This window comes from Serratia sp. PAMC26656 (assembly GCF_016469055.2).
GTDB lineage: Bacteria > Pseudomonadota > Gammaproteobacteria > Enterobacterales > Enterobacteriaceae > Serratia > Serratia plymuthica.
The window spans coordinates 5,163,883-5,187,832 of sequence record NZ_CP150486.1; the positions used below are offsets into that span (position 1 = coordinate 5,163,883).

General features: G+C 59.1%; 15 protein-coding genes and 1 riboswitch. Of the genes, 9 read left to right on the forward strand and 6 right to left on the reverse strand.

The window, feature by feature from the left end:
- Window positions 1-139: 139 nt before the first annotated feature.
- The 5 genes from JEM67_RS25180 (at window position 140) to JEM67_RS25200 (ending at window position 11,345) form a co-directional block, all read left to right on the forward strand.
- Window positions 140-1,948 (forward strand): cation:proton antiporter, encoded by a 1,809-nt coding sequence (locus tag JEM67_RS25180; RefSeq protein ID WP_199635669.1) that lies wholly within the window; start codon window positions 140-142, stop codon window positions 1,946-1,948.
- Between the two features lie 52 nt (window positions 1,949-2,000).
- Window positions 2,001-2,195, forward strand: a riboswitch (Lysine riboswitch).
- Between the two features lie 109 nt (window positions 2,196-2,304).
- Window positions 2,305-3,672 (forward strand): lysine-sensitive aspartokinase 3, encoded by a 1,368-nt coding sequence (lysC, locus tag JEM67_RS25185; protein WP_199635668.1) that lies wholly within the window; start codon window positions 2,305-2,307, stop codon window positions 3,670-3,672.
- A 147-nt stretch (window positions 3,673-3,819) separates the two neighbouring features.
- Window positions 3,820-4,737, forward strand: a complete 918-nt coding sequence (panS, locus tag JEM67_RS25190; RefSeq protein ID WP_013814763.1) for a ketopantoate/pantoate/pantothenate transporter PanS — start codon at window positions 3,820-3,822, stop codon at window positions 4,735-4,737.
- 411 nt (window positions 4,738-5,148) lie between these two features.
- Window positions 5,149-6,825: a ShlB/FhaC/HecB family hemolysin secretion/activation protein gene (locus tag JEM67_RS25195; protein ID WP_199635667.1), complete on the forward strand. Its 1,677-nt coding sequence runs from the start codon at window positions 5,149-5,151 to the stop codon at window positions 6,823-6,825.
- Window positions 6,826-6,869: 44 nt separating this feature from the next.
- Entirely contained in the window at window positions 6,870-11,345 is a 4,476-nt protein-coding gene (locus tag JEM67_RS25200) for a hemagglutinin repeat-containing protein (RefSeq protein WP_233527643.1), read from the forward strand.
- 98 nt (window positions 11,346-11,443) lie between these two features.
- Here JEM67_RS25200 and JEM67_RS25205 read toward each other — a convergent pair whose 3' ends face one another.
- Genes JEM67_RS25205 through JEM67_RS25225 form a run of 5 tightly spaced genes read right to left on the reverse strand, consistent with a single transcriptional unit; the run spans window position 11,444 to window position 15,962 of the window.
- A complete protein-coding gene (locus tag JEM67_RS25205) occupies window positions 11,444-12,436 on the reverse strand; it encodes an ABC transporter ATP-binding protein (RefSeq protein WP_199635666.1) in 993 nt (330 codons plus the stop codon).
- A gap of 3 nt (window positions 12,437-12,439) precedes the next feature.
- Window positions 12,440-13,225, reverse strand: coding sequence for an ABC transporter permease (locus JEM67_RS25210; protein WP_199635665.1), 786 nt, complete (start codon window positions 13,223-13,225; stop codon window positions 12,440-12,442).
- 17 nt (window positions 13,226-13,242) lie between these two features.
- A complete protein-coding gene (locus tag JEM67_RS25215; protein ID WP_013814769.1) occupies window positions 13,243-14,082 on the reverse strand; it encodes an ABC transporter permease in 840 nt (279 codons plus the stop codon).
- A gap of 9 nt (window positions 14,083-14,091) precedes the next feature.
- Window positions 14,092-14,889, reverse strand: a complete 798-nt coding sequence (locus JEM67_RS25220) for an alkaline phosphatase family protein (protein WP_013814770.1) — start codon at window positions 14,887-14,889, stop codon at window positions 14,092-14,094.
- An 11-nt stretch (window positions 14,890-14,900) separates the two neighbouring features.
- Entirely contained in the window at window positions 14,901-15,962 is a 1,062-nt protein-coding gene (locus JEM67_RS25225; RefSeq protein ID WP_199635664.1) for an ABC transporter substrate-binding protein, read from the reverse strand.
- Between the two features lie 318 nt (window positions 15,963-16,280).
- Here JEM67_RS25225 and JEM67_RS25230 point away from each other — a divergent pair, with 318 nt between their 5' ends.
- On the forward strand, window positions 16,281-17,006 hold the full coding sequence (locus tag JEM67_RS25230; RefSeq protein ID WP_199635663.1) for a UTRA domain-containing protein: 726 nt from the start codon (window positions 16,281-16,283) through the stop codon (window positions 17,004-17,006).
- Between the two features lie 77 nt (window positions 17,007-17,083).
- Here the strand turns inward: JEM67_RS25230 and metH are convergent, their stop codons facing one another.
- Window positions 17,084-20,794, reverse strand: a complete 3,711-nt coding sequence (metH, locus tag JEM67_RS25235; protein ID WP_199635662.1) for a methionine synthase — start codon at window positions 20,792-20,794, stop codon at window positions 17,084-17,086.
- Window positions 20,795-20,977: 183 nt separating this feature from the next.
- Here metH and iclR point away from each other — a divergent pair, with 183 nt between their 5' ends.
- The 3 genes from iclR to gntU all read left to right on the forward strand — a co-directional run bounded on the left by iclR (window position 20,978) and on the right by gntU (window position 23,918).
- Window positions 20,978-21,808, forward strand: coding sequence for a glyoxylate bypass operon transcriptional repressor IclR (gene iclR, locus JEM67_RS25240; RefSeq protein WP_199635661.1), 831 nt, complete (start codon window positions 20,978-20,980; stop codon window positions 21,806-21,808).
- 236 nt (window positions 21,809-22,044) lie between these two features.
- Window positions 22,045-22,584, forward strand: coding sequence for a gluconokinase (gene gntK / locus JEM67_RS25245; RefSeq protein WP_004948892.1), 540 nt, complete (start codon window positions 22,045-22,047; stop codon window positions 22,582-22,584).
- Window positions 22,581-23,918, forward strand: a complete 1,338-nt coding sequence (gntU, locus tag JEM67_RS25250; protein WP_199635660.1) for a gluconate transporter — start codon at window positions 22,581-22,583, stop codon at window positions 23,916-23,918. Before gntK ends, gntU begins: the two co-directional genes overlap by 4 nt.
- Window positions 23,919-23,950: the final 32 nt, after the last annotated feature.

Here is a 23,950-nt window from a genome sequence, read left to right on the forward strand (position 1 = left end):
GGCGCTAACTGTCAAACGTCCCCTGCATCGTTTCAGCCATTCCCCTATACTTTTGGATAACAGCCTGTTATCGGGGTTGCCGAACTGTCACTGAAATGTGCCATTGTTGCTGATAGCCAATTAGAGAAGGACCTCCGCCATGGAATTATCTGCCCCACTGATGTTGGTGATCATCGGTTTAAGTTCACTGCTGGCGCAATGGCTGGCCTGGCTGCTGCGCTTACCTGCCATTCTGCCGCTGCTGCTGTTTGGCATCGTGCTGGGGCCGGCGGTGCATCTGGTCCAGCCGGACGCACTGTTCGGCGATCTGCTGTTCCCGCTGGTGTCGCTGTCGGTGGCGATCATTTTATTTGAAGGCGCGCTGACGCTGCGGGTAGAGGAGATACGCGGCCTCGGCGGCGTGGTGCGTAACCTGGTGACCATCGGCATGCTGATGACCTTCCTGGTGATCAGCGTCGCCTGCTGGTGGCTACTGGACTTTCCGCCCGAGCTGGCAGCGCTGATCGGCGCGGTGACGGTGGTGACCGGGCCTACGGTGATAGCCCCGCTGATGCGCGTGGTGCGGCCCAATGCCAATATCAACCAGGTGCTGCGCTGGGAAGGGATAGTGATCGACCCGGTTGGCGCTATCTTCACCCTGTTGGTATTTGAATTCATCGTGCTGAAGCAGCATTCGGAGTCCTATACCCACCTGTTCTGGACGCTGGGCATTACCGCCGCCGTCGGCCTGGCGATCGGCGCGCTGTTCGGTTATTTGTTGGGGGTGGCGTTGCGCCGCGTCTGGCTGCCGCGCTACCTGCAAAACCTGGCGGTGCTGGCGATCATGTTGACCGCCTTTGGCGTGTCCAATGCCATTGCCGACGAATCCGGTCTGCTGACCGTGACGGTAATGGGTATTTGGCTGGCCAACATGCGCGACGTGGATACCAGCGACATTCTGGCATTCAAGGAAGAACTGTCGGCTATCCTGATTTCTGCGCTGTTTATCATTCTGGCGGCGCGGCTGGATATTCATGCGCTGTGGAACATGGGCTGGCCGCTGTTGGGCCTGCTGCTGGCGGTACAGTTTATCGCCCGGCCGCTGTGCATTGCGGTGTCGACCTGGCGTTCTTCCCTGCATTGGCGCGATCGCCTGCTGCTGTGCTGGATCGCCCCACGCGGCATCGTCGCCGCAGCGGTCAGCTCGTTGTTCGCCCTAACGCTGCAACGCAGCGGTTATCAGGGCGCCGATCGGTTGGTGACCGTGGTGTTCGCCGTCATCATCGGCACCGTGGTGTTGCAAAGCCTGACCAGCGGCATGATGGCGCGCTGGCTGCGAGTACAGCAGCAAAAACCGCGTGGCGTGCTGATCGTCGGTGCCAACAGCGTGGCGCGCATGCTGGCGCAGGCGTTGATCAAAATGAATATCCCGGTGCTCGTCACCGACAGCAGCTGGGAATATTACCGCCAGGCGCGTATGGAGGGTATTCCCGCCTATTATGGGCATGCTTACTCCGAACATGCCGAGAACTATCTCGATCTGAGTGATACCGCGCAAGTGTTGGCGCTCTCGCCCAACCGCCATCAGAATGCGCTGGCGGTATACCACTTCAGCCATCTCTTCGGTGACGACCAGGTCTTCGCCATTCGCTCCGGTGCGCTGCTGAAAGGGCGCGGCAACAGCGCGGAAAGCTCGCGCTTCCGCCGGCACGAAATCCTGTTCAATCAAGAGGCTACCTACGGCCGGTTGAGCAGTCTGATCGCCAAAGGCGCCACCATCAAAGCCACCAAGCTGAACGAAAACTTTGGCTGGCTGGAATATCTGGAAAAACATCAGGGCGTTATTCCGCTGTTGTGCCAAGGCGAGGACGGCAAACTGCAACCGATAGGCACCGGTTTTGTTCCCGCCATGCCCTGCACGCTGATAGCGTTAGTGCAAATTGAAAATACCTCAACGTCTGACCGTTGACACAAGCGCAATAACCGGCTATTCCTATCAGCCTACTTGCGCACCCGGTGCGTAAGCCAGAAGAGGCGCGTCGCCCAGGTAAAGTGTCAGAGGAGCCGTTTTCCCATGACGGCACTTGAGGGGGAGCGACGCCGAGGTAGGGTGATGTGCGGCATTCATCGTATCGGCTACAGGGGCTGAATCCCCTGGGTTGTCACCAAAGTTTGCCCCGTGGGGGCAATCAGCAAGGTGGGGCGCTTCTGGGTGTATCGTAGTTTCAACCTCTACGTCTGCCCCCTGTTTATCGCTCTCCCCTTGTGCCAAGGCTATGGAAAAAAGTGCTCTCAAAATAGGGCAACCCTGACACGAGGTTTTACATGAACCAAGCAGTACCCCAAAATTCTACCGTTGTGGCCAAATTCGGCGGCACCAGCGTTGCCGACTATGAAGCCATGAACCGCAGCGCCGACGTAGTGCTCGCCAATCCGCAAGTGCGCCTGGTGGTCCTGTCCGCTTCGGCGGGCGTCACCAATCTGCTGGTCGCGCTGGCTGAAGGCTGCGATGGCGACAAACGCAGCGCCCGGCTCGATGAAATCCGCCGCATCCAGTACGCCATTCTCGACAACCTCGACAAGCCGGCGGTGATCCGCGACGAAATCGACCGCATGCTGGAAAACATCGCCATGCTGTCCGAAGCGGCAGCGCTGGCGACCTCTACGGCGCTGACCGACGAGCTCGTCAGCCACGGCGAACTGATGTCCACCCTGCTTTTCGTTGAGATCCTGCGGAGCCGTAACGTGCAGGCTGAGTGGTTTGACGTGCGCAAAGTGATGCACACCGACGATCATTTCGGCCGCGCCACGCCGGACAGCGCCGCATTGAACGAACTCACCCAAACCCTGCTCAAACCGCGTCTGCAGGAAGCGCTGGTGGTCACTCAAGGCTTTATCGGCAGCGAGCCGAAGGGCCGTACCACCACGCTGGGCCGTGGCGGCAGCGATTACACTGCCGCCCTGTTGGGCGAAGCGTTGAACGTCAGCCGGGTAGATATCTGGACCGACGTGCCGGGCATCTACACGACCGACCCGCGCGTTGTCCCTACGGCGAAGCGCATCGACAGAATCACCTTTGAAGAAGCGGCCGAAATGGCCACCTTCGGCGCGAAAGTGCTGCACCCGGCTACCCTGCTGCCGGCAGTACGCAGCGATATTCCGGTGTTTGTCGGCTCCAGCAAAGATCCGTCCGCCGGCGGCACTCTGGTGTGCAATACCACCAAGAACCCACCGCTGTTCCGTGCATTGGCGCTGCGCCGCAAACAAACCCTGTTAACGCTGCACAGCCTTAATATGCTGCACGCACGCGGTTTCCTGGCTGAAGTGTTCAGCATTCTGGCACGCCACAATATTTCGGTGGATTTGATCACCACCTCCGAAGTCAGCGTGGCGCTGACCATGGACACCACCGGCTCCACCTCCACCGGCGGCAGCCTGCTGACCACCTCGCTACTGACCGAGTTGTCGTCGCTGTGTCGGGTAGAAGTGGAGGAGAACCTGGCGCTGGTGGCGATAATCGGCAACAAGCTTTCCCAGGCCTGCGGCGTGGGCAAAGAGGTGTTCGGTGTGCTTGACCCGTTCAATATCCGCATGATCTGCTACGGCGCCAGCAGCTACAACCTGTGCTTCCTGGTACCGGGCGATGACGCCGAACAGGTAGTACGTACTCTGCACCACAATCTGTTCGAATAACCGGCTCTCATCCTATTGCGGGCGCAGCAGGCTGCGCCCCAACGTCTAAAAAGGCCGTTCATCATTCGCAGGGGTCCAGCACGCTGAGCCCGCAAAAAACACAACGCCATCCCACCGTTCCCTTTTTGGCTAAGGAAAACCGTATTCATGCTGGCATTACTAACCCGATTATTCCCTCTGTGGGCGGTGCTGCTCGCCGTCGCCGCCTACGCTACGCCCACCACCTTCACCGGTATTGGCCCGTACGTCAGCCCACTGCTGATGCTGATCATGTTCGCCATGGGCGTCACGCTGCGGCTGGATGACTTCAAGCGCGTGCTGTCGCGCCCCGCTCCGGTGGCCGCCGGCATCTTTCTGCATTACCTGATCATGCCGCTGGCGGCCTGGTTGCTGGCGATGCTGTTCCATATGCCACCGGATCTTTCCGCCGGTATGGTGCTGGTCGGCAGCGTCGCCAGCGGTACCGCTTCCAACGTGATGATCTATCTGGCAAAAGGAGACGTTGCGCTGTCGGTGACCATTTCGGCGGTCTCCACGCTGGTGGGCGTATTCGCCACGCCGTTGCTGACCCGCCTGTATGTCGATACCGAAATCAGCGTCGATGTCATGGGCATGCTGCTGAGCATCCTGCAGATCGTCGTGATCCCGATTGGCCTCGGCCTGATCGTGCATCACACCTTTACCAAAACCGTCAAACGCATTGAGCCTTTCCTGCCGGCGCTGTCGATGGTCTGCATCCTGGCGATTATCAGTGCAGTGGTCGCAGGCAGCCAGAGCCACATCGCCTCCGTCGGGCTGGTGGTGATCATCGCGGTGATCCTGCATAACGGCATCGGACTGCTGAGCGGCTACTGGGGCGGCAAGCTGTTCGGCTTCGACGAATCCACCTGCCGCACGCTGGCCATTGAAGTCGGCATGCAGAACTCCGGGCTGGCGGCGACGCTGGGCAAGATTTACTTCTCACCGCTGGCCGCGCTGCCGGGTGCCCTGTTCTCCGTGTGGCATAATCTCTCCGGCTCGCTGCTGGCAGGTTACTGGTCCGGGCGGCCAATCAAGAAAAAATAATCTCACGCCGGGGCGCAGCCATTTGCGCCCCGCTCCACTTCTGCGAAATTTCGTATTTCCTCCCGGTTTGATTGTCAGAATTATCCCCATCCCTTATTATCCCCCGACAAAATAAAATTCAGATTCTTCTTAAGCCTGCCGATAACCGGGAGTAAGAGCGAAAAAGAAAAAACCCAAAAAATGGGTCTTATTACCTCCTTTGGGGTAATTGACGGGCATGCATTGAAAAATAAAAACAAGCAGCCTAATTATTATTGGTAAGAATAAAAACCCACCTTCTTATTTGCCCTGAGCAATAAAAGAACCCCGCAATGTGATTGTCGCTCGCTGTTTCGGGCCGGCCGCCGGCCGTCCGTTATTGACCTCATGGATTGAGCAGGCTGCCCCGGTGGCTTCTCATAATGGATTACAATGATTAAAAAAACTGCCGCCCTGGCGCTGCTGTTCAGCACCGCACTCCCCGCCGCTACCCTGCCCGAAATGGGCGATTTTTCACCGATGAGCGAATCACGTCGCGCCCTGCAAGACAGCACGCGTGAAGTGAATCAGCAGATAGAACAGCGCCGTTATCAGCAGCTCAAGCAGCAACAATTGTTGGCGGAACCTGCGCCTGCAGCCCCGGCGCTACCGCATTCTGCGCAGTGCCTGCCGATCGCCGGCGTGTATTTACAGGGGATCACCCTGCTGTCTGCGCAGGATTTGGCGGCGCTAAGCGCACTGCCGCAGCGCTGTATCAGCAGCAATGACATTAACCGACTGACGCGCGAATTAACCCGCTTATACGTTGATAAAGGCTACATCACCGCGCGCGTGCAATTTATTCGCCCTCATGCCGATGGCGAATTAGGGCTGCGGGTCACCGAAGGGTTTATCGAAAAAATAGAGGGCGGCGACCGCTGGGTGAATAGCCAATTATTATTCCCAGGGCTCGAAGGCAAGCCCTTGAAATTAACTCAGCTCGATCAGGGATTGGATCAGGCCAATCGTTTGCAATCAAACAAAACCCGGCTGGATATATTGCCCGGCACCCAAACGGGTGGTTCTATTATTCGCCTGAATAACCAGCACGCCAAGCCCTGGCAACTGACCGCCACGGCGGACAATTATGGCCAAAAAACGACCGGTCAGTGGCTGGCGCGCACGACCGCCGCGCTGGACAGCCCATTCGGCCTGTCGGATTTCGTCAGCCTGAACGCCACCAGCACGCTAACAGATCCGGCACAGCGCTATAACCGTGCCTACACCCTGCTTTATTCCCTGCCCTATGGCGCTTTCACCTTTAGCGGATTCGCCAGCTATTCGGAATACGTGAACCATCAACAGCTGACGTTCAACCGCTATAAGCTGCACGGCCAGACTCAGCAATACGGCCTGCGCAGCGACTATGTGTTTTACCGCGATCGCGATCAGATCAACACCCTCAGCGGCCAGCTCACCCATAAACGCATCGACAACTATTTTGACACCGTGCGCATCGGCCTCAACAGCCCAACGCTCAGCCTGTTTGAACTGGGGATCAACCACCTGCAGATCCTGCCCACCGGCCTGATCAGCGCCAACCTCAGCGTGGAACAGGGATTACCCTGGTTTGGCGCGGACCGCCACGCCGCTGCCGGGCTACCCGACGCTCAATTCACCAAGGGCAAACTGTTTGCCAACCTCAGCCAACGTGTGCAGCTTGCCGGCTCAACTTATCAGCTGAGCAACCTGCTGTATGGGCAATACAGCCGCGACAGCCTGCCTGGCGTGGAATGGCTCAGCCTGACCGACCACAGTGCGATCCGCGGGTTCAGCCGCAGCACGCTGTCCGGCGACAACGGTTGGTATCTGCAAAATACCCTGTCGCGCAGCTTCAACCTGGGCCAGAGCACCCTCACCCCGCGCGTCGGCGCCGACGTCGGCCGGGTCCTGCCGCGCGACAACCGGCCATCAGGCTGGCAAAGCAGCGCCGGTCTGAGTACCGGTGTCACTCTGCGTTACCAGCGGGCAATTCTCGACGTAGAAGCCAGCCGTGGCTGGATCCTCTCCGGGCACCCAATGCCCGATGATCCGATCCAGCTACTGGCACGCTTCTCATACACCTTTTAGTCAGCGCTTTTTGCACTACCACAGCGATATAGGGAGATACATGGATGAAAAATAATAACTTCAGGCTTTCCGCAGCGGGCAAGCTGGCCGCGTCACTGGCAATCATTCTCGCCTCGTACGGCGCCGGCTACGCGGGGGAGATCGTGGCGGCCAACGGGGCTAATGGCCCCGGCGTTTCAACCGCCGCCACCGGCGCGCAGGTAGTCAACATCGTGACGCCCAACGATCACGGACTGTCGCATAACCAGTATCAGGACTTTAACGTCAACCAGCTTGGCGCCGTGCTGAATAACTCACGCGACGCCGGGCTATCGCAGCTGGCCGGTCAACTGGGAGCCAACCCAAATCTGAATGGCCAGGCAGCCAGCGTGATCCTCAATGAAGTGATCAGCCGCAACCCGTCACTGTTGCACGGCCAACAGGAAATTTTTGGCATGGCGGCCGACTACGTACTGGCGAATCCGAATGGTATCAGTTGCGATGGCTGCGGTTTTATCAATACCAGTCGTTCATCGCTGGTGGTGGGTAACCCGTTGGTCGAAAACGGCATGCTGCAAGGCTACAGTACGCTGGGCAACCGCAATGTCTTGAGCCTGGAAGGTAAGTTGAACGCCGGTGGCGTGCTGGATCTGATCGCGCCGAAAATCGACAGCCGTGGCGAGGTGATCATCGCACCGGTATTCGATAAAAAAACCGGAAACATGGTGTCGGATATTAATGCCATCAGCGGCAATAACCGCGTATCGCGCGATGCGCGAGTGCTCAGCAGCGAGCAGCCGCTGAGTGCACTGGACAGCTACTACCTCGGCAGCATGCAGGCCGGGCGCATCAACATCATCAACACCGCAGCAGGTAGCGGCGTGAAGCTGGCAGGCAGCCTGCGGGGCAGCGACGACATCAGCGTGAAAGCCTATGACATTCGCGCCGAAAGCCAGATCAGCAACGCCGGCACCCAGCATGACAGCAGTGAGAACTACCAAAACTATCGCGGTGGCATCTACATCAACGACCGCAGCACCACTCAGAAACTGACCCGTACCGAGCTGGCGGGCAAAAATATCAGCCTGCTGGCCGATAACAACAACCACCTGACCGCTACCGATATTCGCGGCGATGAGATAAAGCTGCAAGGCGCCAGCCTGACGCTCGACGGCCAACAACTGAAGCAAACCCAGGGTCAGACCAACGACCGATGGTTCTATTCCTCGCAGTACGACGTTACTCGTGAAAATGAGCAGCTCCAGCAGATTGGCAGTACCATTACCGCGACCAAAAACGCCACGCTGACTGCCTCGGTGCAAGATGTGAAGTTGCTCGGCGCCGCGGTTGCAGCAGGCGACGCGCTAAAAATCGAAGCCAGGCGCGATGTGCAGATCGCCGGGCTGGTCGAGCGGGACAAAACCAGCGAACGCGGTTACCAGCGCAACCATACTTCCAGCCTGCGCACCGGCAATTGGAGCAACAGCAACGAAACCGAGAGCCTGAAGGCCAGCGATTTGCACGCCGGCGGTGAGCTCGATCTTACGGCCGGCAATAGCCTGATCACTCAGGGAGCCAAGGTCCATACGAAGGGCAACCTCACGATAAACGCCAAAGAACGGATCAACATCGACGTACAAAAGACCGTCAATACGAAAACGGTTAGCGACAATACAACCTCATGGGGCGGGATCGGCGGCGGCAATAATAAAGACAACAGCAACCGCCGCGAGATCAGCAACGCCTCCGAACTGACCGCCGATGGCGTATTGAGGCTTAACGGCAAACAGGGCGTGACCATTACCGGCAGCAAAGCGCGAGGCAAACAGGGCGGTTTCGTTGAAGCCACCGCAGGTGGTCTGCGTATTGATAACGCCCTCAGCACTACCGTGGACAAGATTGATGCCCGCACGGGCACCGTTTTCAACATCACCAGCAGCTCGCAGAAATCCAACAACAGCCACCAGCAGACGAGTGCCAGTGAGCTGGTTTCCGATACCAATCTGCAGTTGGTCAGCCATAAAGATACCGACGTGGTGGGTAGCCAGGTGAGCAGCGTCGGCAAACTGGACGTCCGCTCCGGCGGCAATATCAACGTCAAGACCGCCGAGCAGCAGCAAAGCATCGACGAACAGAAAACTGCGCTCACCCTCAACGGCTATGCCAACGAGAAAGGCGATAAACAATACCGTGCCGGTCTGCGCATCGAACATACCAGCGACAACGAGAAAACCACCCGCACCGAGAACCAGGCAGCCATGCTGAGCGGCGGCAGCGTGGCGCTGAACGCGGATAAAGACGTGACCTTCAGCGGTTCCAAACTGGTCACCACCCAGGGCGATGCCAGTATCAGCGGCGATAATGTCGCTTTCCTGGCGGCCGATAACAAAACCGCCTCTGACACAGAACAAACCAACGTCGGCGGCGGCGTCTATTACACCGGCGGCATCGACAAACTCGGTTCCGGCATCGAGGGGGGCTATGAGAACAGCAAAACCCATGCAGAAAGCAGCAAGGCCGTCACCTCCGGTACCCATGTCGCAGGCAACCTGACCATTACCGCTAAAAATCGGCTCACCCAGCAGGGCGCGCAGCATCAGGTAGGTGGGAAATATCAGGAAAACGTCGCCAACGTCTCCCATCTTGAGGCCACTAACAGCGAAAGCAGCACTACCCGCAAAACAGACGTCGGCGTAGATATCGGCGCTAACGTCGATTACAGCGCTGTCACCCGCCCGGTGGAACGCGCGGTGGGCAAAGTTGCCCAGTTGGATGCCAACAGCGTAATTAACGAAATCGGCGGTATCGGCGCGCCGAATGTCGGGCTGGATATCGGCGCCAAGGGCGGCAGCAGTGAAACACACAGCGGCGATTCAAAGGCGGTAGTCAGCAAAATTACCGCCGGCGAGATAGAGGTGACCGCCACCGGCGAGATCCACGATCGCGGTACCCAATATCAGGCGACTCAAGGTGCAGTCACGCTGACGGCGGACAGCCATCGCAGTGAGGCGGCGGAAAACCGCCAACAGGAAAACCACAGCGAAACTCACGGCAGCGCCGGCTTACGCGTCTATACCACCACCGGCAGCGATTTGACCCTGGATGCCAAGGGCGAAGGCGGCAACAAACGCAGTGAAGATTCGGCCAGCCAGGCGGTCACCGGCAGCATCAGCGCCGCCAAGGGTATCGACATCCGGGTTAAAAAGGACGCCGTTTATCAGGGCACCGCACTGGACGCCGGTGACGGCAAGGTGCGGGTGAAAGCCGAAGAGGGCAACATCCGTTTTGATCAGGCCACCGATACCCACCATGAGAGCCACAGTGGCTTCACGGTCAAAGCCTCGGCCAAAGGCGGTTCCACGCCAGAAACCAAAAACGTTGGCGTCGGGTTAGGCGGTGGTCGCAGCGAGGGTGAAAGTGACGGCAGTAGCGCACACGTCAGCAACATCGGCGGCAAACAGGGCGTAGAGCTGGACGCAGGCCAGGACCTGTCGCTGCAAGGCAGCGTGCTGAGCAGCGACGGTGACGTTACGCTCAAGGCGGGCAATCAGGTTGCACTGACGGCGGCAAACGCCCACCAGACGCGTAAATATGACAGCCTGTCGGGCAATATCGATCTCGGTGGCAACAGCACCGACTCCGCCAAAAAGAGCGGTGGCGGCATCTCCCTTGGCGGCGCATTTGATATCGCCAAAGTGGATGAAGCCTCCAACACCCATCAGGGCGGCAAGATCACCAGCGGCGGCGCAGTTAAGATTACCGCCGGCGGCACGGGGCGTAACGCGTTACATTTACAGGGGGCTGAAGTCACCGGTAATAGCGCTACGCTCGAAGCGAAAAACGGCGGTATCGTGCTGGAATCAGTGCAGAATCAGGAGCAGAAAAACAATCTGAACCTGGGGCTAAAAGCCAACGCCAAAGGCGGTCAATCCTTCAACAAGGATGCCAACGGCCAGGTTGATGCCACCAGCGGCAGCGACCCCCACACCCTGGGTGCCGGCGTGAAGGTCGGCGTGGATAAACTGGAGAAAACCACTCAGGGCAATACCCTGATTAACGCCGGGAAAGTGACGCTCAACAGCGGTAAAGATACCCGACTGGCCGGCGCCAGGGTGGATGCCGATCAGGTGCAGGGCAAGATCGATGGCGATCTGCACGTCGAAAGCCGCAAAGACAGCGAAAGCAGCGTGAAGGTCAATGTGGATGTCAGCCTGAGCCACACCAACGATCCGGCCAGCAGCATCACCGCCAAATTGTCGAAAGTGGGCACCCCGCGCTATGCGGGTAACGTGAAAGAGAAGCTGGAAGGCGGCATCAATAAAGTGGCCGACGCGACCACCGATAAGTACAACAGCGTAGCGCGTCGCCTCGATCCGAAGCAGGACACCGCCGGTGCGGTCAGTTTCAGCAATGCCGATGGCAAGGTGACGCTGCCGGAAGCGCCGGCGGGTGCAAAAGAGAAAGGCCCCTTGTGGGATCGCGGCGCTCGCTTCCTGGGCAACAAGTCCAAAGAAGCCCTGACCGGCCCTGCCGGGCGGTAGTCGGGCAGGACAGCGGTAACAGGCTGCAGACCGCATATTGGAGGGTTAACGCAACGGCAGGAATTACCCTGGAGTTATCATTGATTGCCGCAGCGAAGTCATGCAACTTCCCGTAATGTAACAGTTTCCAAGTGTAGTCCAATTTCGCTGCCGTCGGGCCGCAAATCCTCGACCGACCGGTTGAGCGCGTCAACCAACAGCTCAACGCCACGAACCTGGACACGGTAGCGTACCACATTCCCCAGCAGGCTATGGCTGAGGATCATCCCCTCAATCCCCTGCCCGGCCGGCAGCATCGCGATGGATTCAGGGCGTATCGCCACCTTGCCAGCGTAGCTGCGGCCGGTGAGCGCGCTCGCCTGTTCGGCGCTCAGCAGATTGTAGTTGCCGATAAACCCGGCGGCGAAGACGTTAGCCGGCTGGGTATACAGGGTTTCCGCATCGCCGCTCTGCACGATTTGGCCCTTGTTCATCAGCACGATGCGATCCGACAACGTCAGCGCCTCTTCCTGATCGTGGGTGACGAAGATTGCCGTCAGGTTCAATTCACGCTGGATACGGCGGATCTGCTCGCGCAGATGCTTGCGGATACGTGCGTCCAGCGCCGACAGCGGCTCGTCGAGCAGCAGCAGACGCGGGCGGGTCACCAGCGATCGCGCCAGCGCTACCCGCTGACACTGCCCGCCGGACAGTTGATGCGGATAACGCTTCGCCAGTTCGGTCAATTCCACCAGCGCCAGCACTTCCTCTACCCGATGCTGGATCTGCCCGGCCGCCAGTTTCTGCATTTTCAGGCCAAACGCCACGTTGCCTTCAACGGTCATGTTCGGGAACAGCGCATAACTCTGGAACACCATACCGATGCCGCGCTTTTGCGGCGGCACCGGCACCAGATCCTGGCCCTGCAGCAAGATTTGCCCGCTGTCGACCGATGTCAGTCCCGCCAGGCAACGCAGCAGCGTGGATTTACCGCAGCCGCTCGGCCCGAGCAGCGTGACGAACTCGCCCTCCTCGGCGGTAAAATCGATATCCTGAAACACCTGGGTCTGGCCGTAGTGTTTGTTGAGGCGGGTGACAGTGAGATATGCCATGCGTTAGCCCTTATTTTTATTCAGCAAATTCGCCAGTAAGGTGACAATCAACACCACGGCGAAATAAGAAATGACCAGTGCACTGGTGAAGTGGCCGCTGCCGTTGCGCATGTTATAGAGGTAAACCTGCAGCGTTTCATACTGGCTGCCCACCAGCAGGTTGGCGAAGACGAATTCGCCAATCAGGAACGAGAACGACAGCAGCACCGCAATCATTCCGCCCTTGCGCAGGTTCGGCAGCACCACCAGCAGCGCCGCCTGCCAGGTGCTGGCGCCCAATAGGTGTGCCGCGTCCATCAGATCGCGCAGGTTGATCGCCTGCATGTTGTTGCTGATGGCCCGGTAAATAAACGGCAGGGCAATCGAGAAGTAGCAGCCGATCAGGATCCAGGGCGTGCCGAGCAGCGGCAGCGGATCGGCGGCGAAAAGCTGCATCAACCCGACCGCCGACACCACCGGCGGTACGGCGAACGGCAACAGGATCAGCACGTTCATCACCGCGTCCAGTTTGGGAAAATAGTACGCAATCACGAACATCATCGGCAAAATCACCACCACCGCCAGCACCAGGGTGCCGAAACAGATCAGCAACGAGTGCCACAGCGCCAACAGGAAACGAGGATCGCTCCACAACGCCGTCACCCACTTCAGGGTAAAACCGTCCGGCAGGATGGTGGCGCCCCACTGAGTGGCCAGCGCGTAAATCAGCGTCGCCACCAGCGGTAACAGCAGGATCAGCAAAAGCAGACTGGTCACCACGCGGTGGTAGCCGGTTTCAAAACGGGACATGGCCGCCCTCCGCAACATTATGAGCGCGCATTCAGGTAACTCCTGCGCAACAGCCATTGGTGGATCAGGGTAATGAACGCCATCATCGCCACCAACAGCATCGCCAGCGCGCTGGCCAGGTTCGGATCGAGGGAAATATCCCCCGCCACCAGCGACGAAATACGTATCGGTATCACGTTGAAATTGCCGGTGGTCAGCGCATATACCGTGGCATAGGCACCCAACGCGTTAGCCAGCAAGATGACAAAGGTGCCCATCAGCGCCGGCGCCAGCACCGGCAGGCCGATATGCCGCCAGTAGCGCCACGGGCTGGCGCCGAGCAGCGAGGCCGACTCGCGCCAGTCCTCACGCAGCGCGTCGAACGCCGGGTACAACAACAATACGCCCAGCGGGATCTGGAAATAGGTGTAAAGCACGATCAGCCCGGTTTTGGAGTAAAGGTTAAAGCTCTCCATCAGGCCGTATTTGCGCAGCAGCAACGTCAGGCAGCCGTTCAACCCCAACAGGATGACAAAGGCGAAGGCCAGCGGCACTCCGGCAAAGTTGCTGGTCATGTTGGTAAAAGACATAACAAAATCGTGGAACCGCGTCTGACCCAATTGACGCAGCGAGTAGCTGCCGACCAGGGCAATCAGCAGCCCGTAAACGCTCGACCAGAGGGAAATCTCCAGCGAGAACTGAAACGCCTGCAGATAGAACGGCGAGGTCAGGACATCAACGTAATTGCCCAGCCCCCAACCGCTGGTCTGGCTGAAAAAACTGCTGACCGCAATCCACACCAGCGGCGCGATTTGAAACGCGCCGAACAGCAGGATAAACGGCAGCAGGCACAGCGCGGCAATCCACTTAGCTTTCATTATTCACCCTTATGCCAACAGCGCACGGCAACGCGGTTTGTCGTGCGCTACCTGCAGTACCTCGCACAGCGTGCCGCATAGGTCGGTTTGCTGCGGGTTGGCGTCGTTCTGGCTGAAAGCCGCACCGAACACGAACAGCGGCACCTGTCGCTCCTCCGGCAATACACCGCCGTGGCTGCGGTCGTCATTCATGCCGTGATCGGCCGTCACCATCACCTGATATCCGGCACTTAGCCAGTCGCCCAGATAGCGCGACAGCACACCGTCGGCATTGCGCGCCGCGTTACGGTACTGCGGTGAAGACAGGCCGAAGCGGTGTCCGGCATCGTCGATGTTCATCGGATGGATCAGCAGGAAATCGGGCTGATGACGGCGGCGCAGGCTTTCGGCATCGTCAAACAGATGGGAGTCCGGGTAGCGGTCGTCGTAATAAAAATGGCCGTGCTGAATGGGCAGCCCGGCATCGTCGGTATGGCGATCGCGCGCGGCGTCGAACGGGGTACGGTTATACAGCTCACTGAACCAATGGTAGGCGGCCGCAGCGGTAGTCAGCCCTGCGGCGCGCGCATAGTGAAACACGCTTTGCTGATGCGAGAGGCGCGATACCTGGTTATGCACCACGCCGCTCTCCACCGGCGGCACGCCGGTGAGGATGCATTCATACAGCGGCCGAGAGAGCGAAGGCAGCTCGCTCTCCAGCTGATACAACCGTCCGCGCCCCGCCGCACACTCGGCCTGCAGATACCCCATGGCGTCATGCGCCACCTGATAGTTCAGGCCGTCCAGCAGTACGAGGATCGTTTTCATGATGGCTTAACTCACTGCTGCATAAACATAATGACGTTTTCCTGCCACTGGCGCGGCAGCGTTTTGGCGCTTTGTTCCCAGGCTGCCGGATCGGCGATCGGGTGGCCGTTTTTATACTGTTCGGCCGGCAGCAGCTTGGCTTTTACGTCGTCCGGCAGCGTCAGGTGTTCCGCACGGATCGGGCGAGCATAACCGCGCGCCAGATTGATCTGACCGGCGTCGGAGAAGATGTATTCACGCGCCAGCTTGGCGGCGTTCGGGTGTTTGGCGAATTTGTTGATGATGGTGGTGTAGCCTGACGTGATTGAGCCGTCGGACGGGATCAACACTTCAAAACGGGTTTTGTCGATCTGGTCACGGTAGTTCAGGCCGTTAAAGTCCCACACCACGCCGACCTGCACTTCGCCTTTTTCCAACGAGGCGATCACCGGGTTGCTCAGGCTCAGGCGCCCGGCCTTGGCCAACTTGCCGAAGAACTCCAGACCCGGTTTCAGGTTTTTCTCGTTGCCGCCCATGGCGTAAGTGGCCGCCAGCACGCCGCTTGCCGCCTGCGAGGCGGTGCCGACGTCACCGATGGTGACCTGATAAGTGCCTTTCAGCAGATCGGCCCAGCTATGCGGGATCTCTTTCACCTGCTGTTTGTTGATAATGAAGGCAATGGTGCCGGTATAGGCCAGCGCCCAATGGCCATCCTTGTCTTTCGCCCAGCCAGGCACCTGCTCCCAGGTGGACGGCTTATAAGGTTGGGTTACCCCTTTTTGCACCGCGATGGGGCCGAATGCCGCGCCCACATCACCGATATCCGCCGTGGCATTGCCCTTTTCCGCGTCGAATTTGGCGATTTCCTGCGCCGAGCTCATGTCGGTATCGAGATGCCTGAGGCCGTACTTGCTCTGCAGATCCTGCCAGGTGTCTTTCCAGTTGGCCCAGCTGTCCGGCATGCCGACGCTGTTGACTTCACCTTCCTTCTTGGCAGCCTGCTCCAGCGCAGCCAGATCGGGATCCGCGGCCCAGCTCATCTGACTGGTCAGTACAATGGCACTGGTTAACACAGAAGCGCACAAACGTTTCATAACAGATGCTCCAGGTGGTAGTGTGGGAAGTGGCTGGACTAGTCCAGCAAGAACCAAGCCAATCTAACGGACGAATGTGATAATTATATGTCAGCCCAAAAAAGCAGCAGTTTTATCTCATTTACGCCTCGAGGGGCCGCCCGCTGGTCTACCTTAACTACAGAGTTATACCCTATGAATTTCAAGTTGCAGCTAGGCGCCCAGCTCGCTCATCCCTGGGCGCTTACTTAAGTAAGTAACTTGGGTGAGCGAGTGCAGGTAACAACGCTGCAACTTGAAAGGCGACGGGTATAAACGCACTGAAATGGGGCATGTGTCATGAGTGAAGGATCAACCACCGTGGCGGCAATCTGCCAGACGTTGAACGCCCGCATCATCGCAGGGGAATTCAGCGCCGGCGGCAAGCTGCCTTCGGAACGCGCCCTGAGCGAGCAGTTTTCCACCACCCGCATTACGCTGCAGGAAGCGCTCGGCCAGTTGGAGGCGCAGGGGGTGATTTACCGTCAGGTGAGGCGCGGCTGGTTTATCTCACCGCCACGGTTGGTGTACAACCCGCTGCAGCGCAGCCACTTCCACGCCATGGCTCAGCAGCAGGGGCGCGACGCCCACACCCAGGTTATCGACAGTGGCCACGTGCTGGCCGACGCCGCCCTGGCGCGACGGCTGGAACTGCCGGAGGGCGCAGAGGTTTACCGCATCCGCCGGCTACGCTTTATCGACGCGCGTGCAGTGCTGTATTGCGAACACTACCTCAACCCGGCCTACTTCGCCGGTATCCTGGATGCCGATTTGACGCAGTCGCTGACCGCGCTGTACGCAGAGCGCTACGGTATCCGTTATGGCCGGGTGCGCTTCGATATGCTGCCGACCCTGTTACCGCAGGAGGCAGCAGCGATGCTGAAGGTCACCTACGGCAGTCCGTCGCTGTTTATTACCCGGGTGAACCGGGATCAGCACGATCGGGTGATTGATTGCGATTTGGAGTATTGGCGCTACGACGCACTGCACATTGATGTGGAGGCGGTAGCGAACGACGAGGGATAAGAAGGCGGGGCCAACATATGGGCCCCCTGCGAGAGGAACTGGCTGACAGGGACGCCGCATGCCGCGCCCCTCCGTCATCAATCGGCGTCGTAGCCCAGGTTAGGCGCCAGCCAACGTTCAACTTCACTGATGCTCATGCCTTTGCGCACCGCATAGTCTTCCACCTGATCGCGCTGGATCTGCGCCACCGCAAAGTACTTGCTCTCCGGATGGCTGAAGTACCAGCCCGACACCGCCGCTCCCGGCCACATGGCGAAGGATTCGGTCAGCTCCATGCCGGTGTGGCGGTTAACGTCCAACAGGCGCCAGATCTCCGCTTTCTCGGTATGCTCCGGGCAGGCCGGGTAGCCCGGTGCCGGGCGGATGCCCTGGTAGTTCTCGCGGATCAGCTCTTCGTTGCTCAGATTCTCGTCAGCGGCAAAGCCCCAGTGCAATTTACGCACCTGCTCATGCAGGTACTCGGCGAAGGCTTCCGCCAGGCGATCGGATAGTGCCTTGATCATGATTTTATTGTAATCATCATGCTGCGCATCATAGGCCGCCGCCAGTTCATCCTCTTCCAGACCGCCGGTCACGGCGAAAGCGCCGAAATAGTCGGCCTTGCCGCTGCTTTTCGGCGCGACGAAGTCCGCCAGGCAGTAGTTCGGGAAGTCGGTTTTCTCGGTCTGCTGGCGCAGGTGACGGCTGACCACCAGCACCTCATCGCGGCTTTCGTCGCGATACACCTCGATGTCGTCACCGACGCGGTTGGCCGGGAACAAGCCGTAGACGCCGCGCGGATTGAGGCTGCCGTTGGCAGCCAGCATATCCAGCATCTGGTTGGCATCGGCGAACAGGCGCTTGGCCTCCTCACCCACCACGTCGTCTTCCAGAATCCGCGGGTATTTACCTGCCAGCGACCAGGTCATAAAGAACGGTGTCCAGTCGATGTACTGGCGCAGCGTCTCGATGCCGGCCTCCACCGCATGTACCCCAAGCTGCTTCGGCACCGGTGGCCGGTAGTTTTCCCAATCCAGCGCCATGGCGTTATCGCGCGCTTTCTGCAGGCTGACCGGCGGGGTGCGCGGTTTTTTACGCGCATGCTGGATACGCACGGTTTCGTATTCTTTGCGGGTACGCGCCACAAAATCGTCGCGCTGAGTATCGGACAGCAACGCCGACACCACGCCCACGGTGCGGGAGGCATTTTGCACGTAGGTGGTCGAGCCGCTGTAGTTCTGTTCAATCTTCACCGCAGTATGCGCCTTGGAGGTGGTCGCACCGCCAATCAGCAGCGGCAGGGTAAAGCCCTGGCGCTCCATCTCTTTCGCCACGTTGACCATTTCATCCAGCGACGGGGTGATCAGCCCCGACAAGCCGATGATGTCCACGTTCTGTTCGCGTGCGGTTTTCAGGATTTTCTCCGTCGGCACCATCACGCCCAGATCGACGATTTCGTAGTTGTTGCACTGCAACACCACGCCGACGATGTTTTTGCCGATGTCATGCACGTCGCCCTTCACCGTCGCCAGCAGGATTTTGCCCGCCGTGGTGCCTTTCTGCTTGCTGGCTTCAATGTAGGGTTCCAGATAGGCCACCGCCTGCTTCATCACGCGGGCGGACTTCACCACCTGCGGCAGGAACATCTTGCCTTCGCCGAACAGGTCGCCAACCACGTTCATCCCTGCCATGAGCGGCCCTTCGATCACTTCGATCGGACGATCCGCACGCTGCCGGGCCTCTTCGGTGTCCAGCTCGATAAACTCGGTAATGCCTTTCACCAGCGAGTATTCCAGCCGCTTTTCCACCGGCCAGCCGCGCCATTCCGCCTGCTGCACCGCCACTTCGTTGTCTTTGCTGCCGCGATATTTCTCCGCCAGATCCAACAGGCGTTCGGTGCCGTCGTCACGGCGGTTCAGGATCACATCCTCCACCGCGTTACGCAGTTCGTCACTCAGATCGTCGTAGATCGCCAGTTGCCCGGCGTTGACGATGCCCATGTCCATACCGTTGCGGATCGCGTGGTACAGGAAGACCGCATGGATCGCTTCGCGCACCGGATCGTTGCCGCGGAACGAGAACGACACATTGGACACCCCGCCGGAGATCATCGCGTGCGGCAGGTGGGTTTTGATGTCGGCGCAGGCCTCGATAAAGTCGACGGCATAGTTGTTATGCTCTTCGATACCGGTGGCGACGGCAAAAATGTTCGGGTCAAAAATAATGTCTTCCGGCGGGAAGCCAACACGTTCGGTCAGAATTTTATAGGCGCGGCGGCAAATCTCGAACTTGCGCTCACGGGTATCGGCCTGGCCAACCTCGTCAAACGCCATGACCACCACCGCCGCGCCGTAGCGGCGCACCAGTTTGGCATGGTGAATAAAGGCCTCTTCGCCTTCTTTCATCGAGATCGAGTTAACGATGCCTTTGCCCTGAATGCACTTCAGGCCTTTTTCAATCACCGACCATTTGGAGGAGTCGATCATGATCGGCACCCGGGCGATGTCCGGCTCGCCGGCAATCAGGCTGAGGAAACGCACCATCGCCGCTTCGGCGTCCAGCATCCCCTCATCCATGTTGATATCTATTATCTGCGCGCCGCTTTCCACCTGTTGGCGCGCCACGGCCAAGGCTTCGTTATATTTTTCTTCTTTAATCAGCCGCTTGAAGCGCGCAGAGCCAGTGACATTGGTCCGTTCACCGACGTTGACGAACAGCGTGTTGGCGTCGATATTCAGCGGCTCAAGGCCGGCCAAACGGCAGGCTACCGGGATATCCGGCAAGGGGCGCGGCGGTACACCCGCCACCACATCGACCATTGCGGCGATATGCTCCGGCGTGGTGCCGCAGCAACCGCCGATAATATTGAGGAAACCGGCATGCGCCCACTCGCCCACCTGTTTCGCCATCTCTTGCGCGTCCAGATCGTACTCGCCGAAAGCGTTGGGCAAACCGGCGTTCGGGTGCGCAGTGACGTAGGTTTCCGAGATGCGCGACAGCTCGGCAACGTATTGACGCAGCTCGTCCGGCCCCAATGCACAGTTCAGGCCAAAGCTCAGCGGCTTGACGTGACGCATCGAGTTATAGAAGGCTTCGGTGGTTTGGCCGGACAGGGTGCGGCCGGAGGCGTCGGTGATGGTGCCGGAGATCATGATCGGCAATTCCACCCCCAGCGCTTCGAATTCGGTTTCCACCGCAAAGGCGGCGGCTTTGGCGTTCAGAGTATCGAAAATGGTTTCGATCATGATCAGATCGACGCCGCCTTCCACCAGCGCGCGCGTTGATTCGCGGTAGGCTTCCACCAGTTCGTCGAAGGAGACATTACGGAATGCCGGATCGTTGACGTTCGGCGAGATGGATGCGGTGCGGTTGGTCGGACCAAGCACCCCGGCTACGTAGCGCGGTTTATCCGGCGTGCGTGCGGTCCATTCGTCGGCACAGGCGCGCGCCAGGCAGACGGCCTGATAGTTAATCTCGGCTGACAGCGACTCCATATGGTAGTCGGCCATGGCGATGGAAGTGGAGTTGAAGGTGTTGGTTTCGAGAATATCGGCGCCCGCTTCCAGATACCCGTAGTGGATCGCGGTAATCACTTCCGGCTTGGTCAGCACCAGCAGGTCGTTATTGCCTTTCAGATCGCTCTGCCAGTCGGCAAAACGTTCGCCGCGAAAATCGCTCTCTTCCAGCCGGTAGCTCTGGATCATGGTGCCCATGCCGCCGTCCAACACTAAAATGCGCTGTGCTAACTGCCGGCGCAGTTGTTCTACTCGATTTGTCACTGTAACCCCTTCGATTGCCATCCAACCCATCGCTTAAACTGCCGCAAAAACCAACGAGTCATCCTAGCACAGCTTGTAGGGCCAAAGTGGCGCGCAGCAATTGAGAGTTTTTCAGGTTGGCGGCCAACACATCCGATGAGCTGATTGACGGCTTGCAATTAATCTGCAAAAAACGAAAATGAATTCCATAATACGGAAAGAGGAATGCGAATTATGGTCACCCCCGCTCCCGCCAAACGCGGCAAAAAGCCCCGCGCCGCCTCGCCGGCCGCCAGCGCGGCGACCGGTCAGGTTCAATCGCTGACCCGTGGCCTGAAACTGCTGGAATACATTGCCGAAGCCCAAGGAAATGTGGCGCTGACCGATCTGGCCCAGCAGGCCGGGCTGCCGAATTCCACCACCCACCGCCTGCTCACCACCATGCAACAGCAGGGATTCGTGCGGCAGGTGGGCGATCTGGGCCTGTGGACCCTTGGCTCACACGCCTTTGTGGTCGGCAGCAGCTTTCTGCAGAGCCGTAACCTGCTGGCGATGGTGCACCCGACGCTGCGCCGTCTGATGGAAGAATCCGGCGAGACGGTCAATCTGGCCGTGCTGGATACCAGCGAGTATCAGGCCATCATTATCGATCAGGTGCAATGCACCGCGCTGATGCGCATGTCGGCGCCGATCGGCGGTAAACTGCCGATGCACGCCTCCGGTGCGGGGAAGGCTTTTCTCTCTACCCTGTCGGATGAGCAAGTCACCAAACTGCTGCATAAAAAGGGCATGCAGACCTACACCCAACATACGATGACGCCGCATAACCTGAAGGAAGGGTTGGCGCAGATCCGCAAACAGGGCTTTTCCTTCGACGACGAGGAGCATGCCCTCGGCCTGCGCTGCGTGGCGGCCTGCATCTTCGATGAGCACCGGGAAGCCTTCGCCGCCATTTCGATCTCCGGCCCGGTGTCGCGCATCACCGACAACCGCGTAATTGAGTTGGGCGCGCTGGTGATCCACGCCGCGAAAGAGATCAGCCTGGAGTACGGCGGCGTACGCTGAAGTTACCCCGGGGCGCCGCCAGCGGCGCCCCGTATCCCATGCTGTTGTCAGCATGTAAAACTCTGTAGGTAGAGTGTTTCCAGCCCCGAAAAAACCTTGAAGCCGATCACAGTTAACGATCCTCACCGCTAAAGCCCATTGCAACCGGCCAAACTTCCTTCGACAATGTTACCGATAACATGTTACCGGTAACAACGCATGTAAATTAACCCTGTTTGCCGTTTTGGAGCTAAGCCATGACCAACAATCAAAACCGAATCTACGTCATCATGGGCGTTTCCGGCAGCGGCAAATCCGCCGTGGCCGCGGCGACCGCCCGCCAACTGTCCGCCGGGTTCCTCGACGGCGATTTCCTGCACCCGCGCAGCAATATCCTGAAAATGGCCGCCGGTGAGCCGCTCAACGATGATGACCGCGCTCCGTGGCTGGCCGCGCTCAACGACGCCGCCTTCGCCATGCAGCGCACCAACAGCGTGTCGATCATCGTCTGCTCTGCGCTGAAAAAGCATTACCGCGATCGCCTGCGCGCCGGTAACGGCAATCTGTCATTCATCTATCTGCACGGCGATTTCCCGGTGATCGAAGCCCGTCTGGCGGCGCGCAACGGCCACTTCTTCAAACCGCAAATGCTGGTCACCCAGTTCGCCGCGCTGGAACAGCCAGGCGTCGATGAAAGCGACGTGATGGCTGTCGACATCAATCAGCCGCTGGAAGGCGTAATTGCCGATACGGTGCGCCATATCCAAAGCTTCCTGCCACAGGACGTGTGCGCGTGAGTACGATAACGCTGGTCGGTACCGCAGTCGGCTCGGTTTTACTGCTGTTATTCCTGGTGATGAAGGCGCGCATGCACGCCTTCGTCGCGTTAATGCTGGTGTCTATCGCCGCCGGTATCTTCTCCGGCATGCCACTCGAGCGCATCGCCGACACCATGCAAAAAGGCATGGGCGATACGCTGGGCTTTCTGGCGATTGTGGTGGCGCTGGGTGCTATGTTCGGCAAGATCCTGCATGAGGTCGGCGCGCTGGACCAAATTGCGGCGCATTTACTGAAACGTTTCGGTCAGAGCAAGGCGCATTATGCCCTCGGCATCGCCGGTTTGATCTGCGCCCTGCCGCTGTTCTTTGACGTGGCGGTGGTGCTGCTGATCGGCATCGTCTTTGCCGTGGCGCGCCGCACCGACGGCAACATCGTCAAGCTGGCTATTCCGCTGTTTGCCGGCGTCGCGGCAGCCGCTTCGTTCCTGCTGCCGGGACCGGTGCCGATGCTGCTGGCTTCGCAGATGAAGGCGGATTTCGGTTGGATGATCGCCATCGGGCTGGTCGCCGCCATTCTCGGCATGCTGATTGCAGGCCCGTTGTACGGCAGCTTTATCAGCCGCTTCGTTAACTGGCCAATGCCGGCGGAGGAAAACGCACCTACGCTCAATAAGGGCAATCTGCCGTCATTTGGCTTTAGCCTGGCGCTGGTACTCTGCCCGCTGGTGCTGGTCGGCATGAAAACCATCGGCGCACGGCTGGTCACGCCCGGCTCACCATTGCAGCAGTGGCTGGAGTTTATCGGCCACCCGTTCACCGCCATTTTGATCGCCTGTCTGATCGTGATTTACGGCCTGGCGAAACCCCGCGGCATGACCAATGAACAAACGCTGGCCATCTGCTCTGCGGCAGTGCAACCCGCCGGGATTATCCTGCTGATGACCGGCGCGGGCGGCGTATTCAAACAGATCCTGGTGGATTCCGGCGTTGGCCCGGCGCTGGGTGACGCCATGATCGGCGCCGGCCTGCCGATCGCCGTAGCCTGTTTCGCGCTGTCCGCCGTAGTGCGGGTGATTCAGGGTTCTGCGACGGTCGCCTGCCTGACGACCGTCGGCCTGGTGCTGCCGGTCACCAGCCAACTGGGGCTGGGCGGCGGGCAACTGGCCGCGCTGACTATCTGCATCGCCGGCGGCTCGATTGTACTCAGCCACGTGAACGACGCCGGTTTTTGGCTGTTCGGTAAATTTACCGGCGCCAACGAACTTCAAACGCTGAAAACCTGGACGGTGATGGAAACCATTCTGGGTAGCGTGGGTGGGATCATCGGCATGGCCGCCTTCACCCTGTTTTAAAAAAATATAACGACATAACCCGCCCCCGGTCA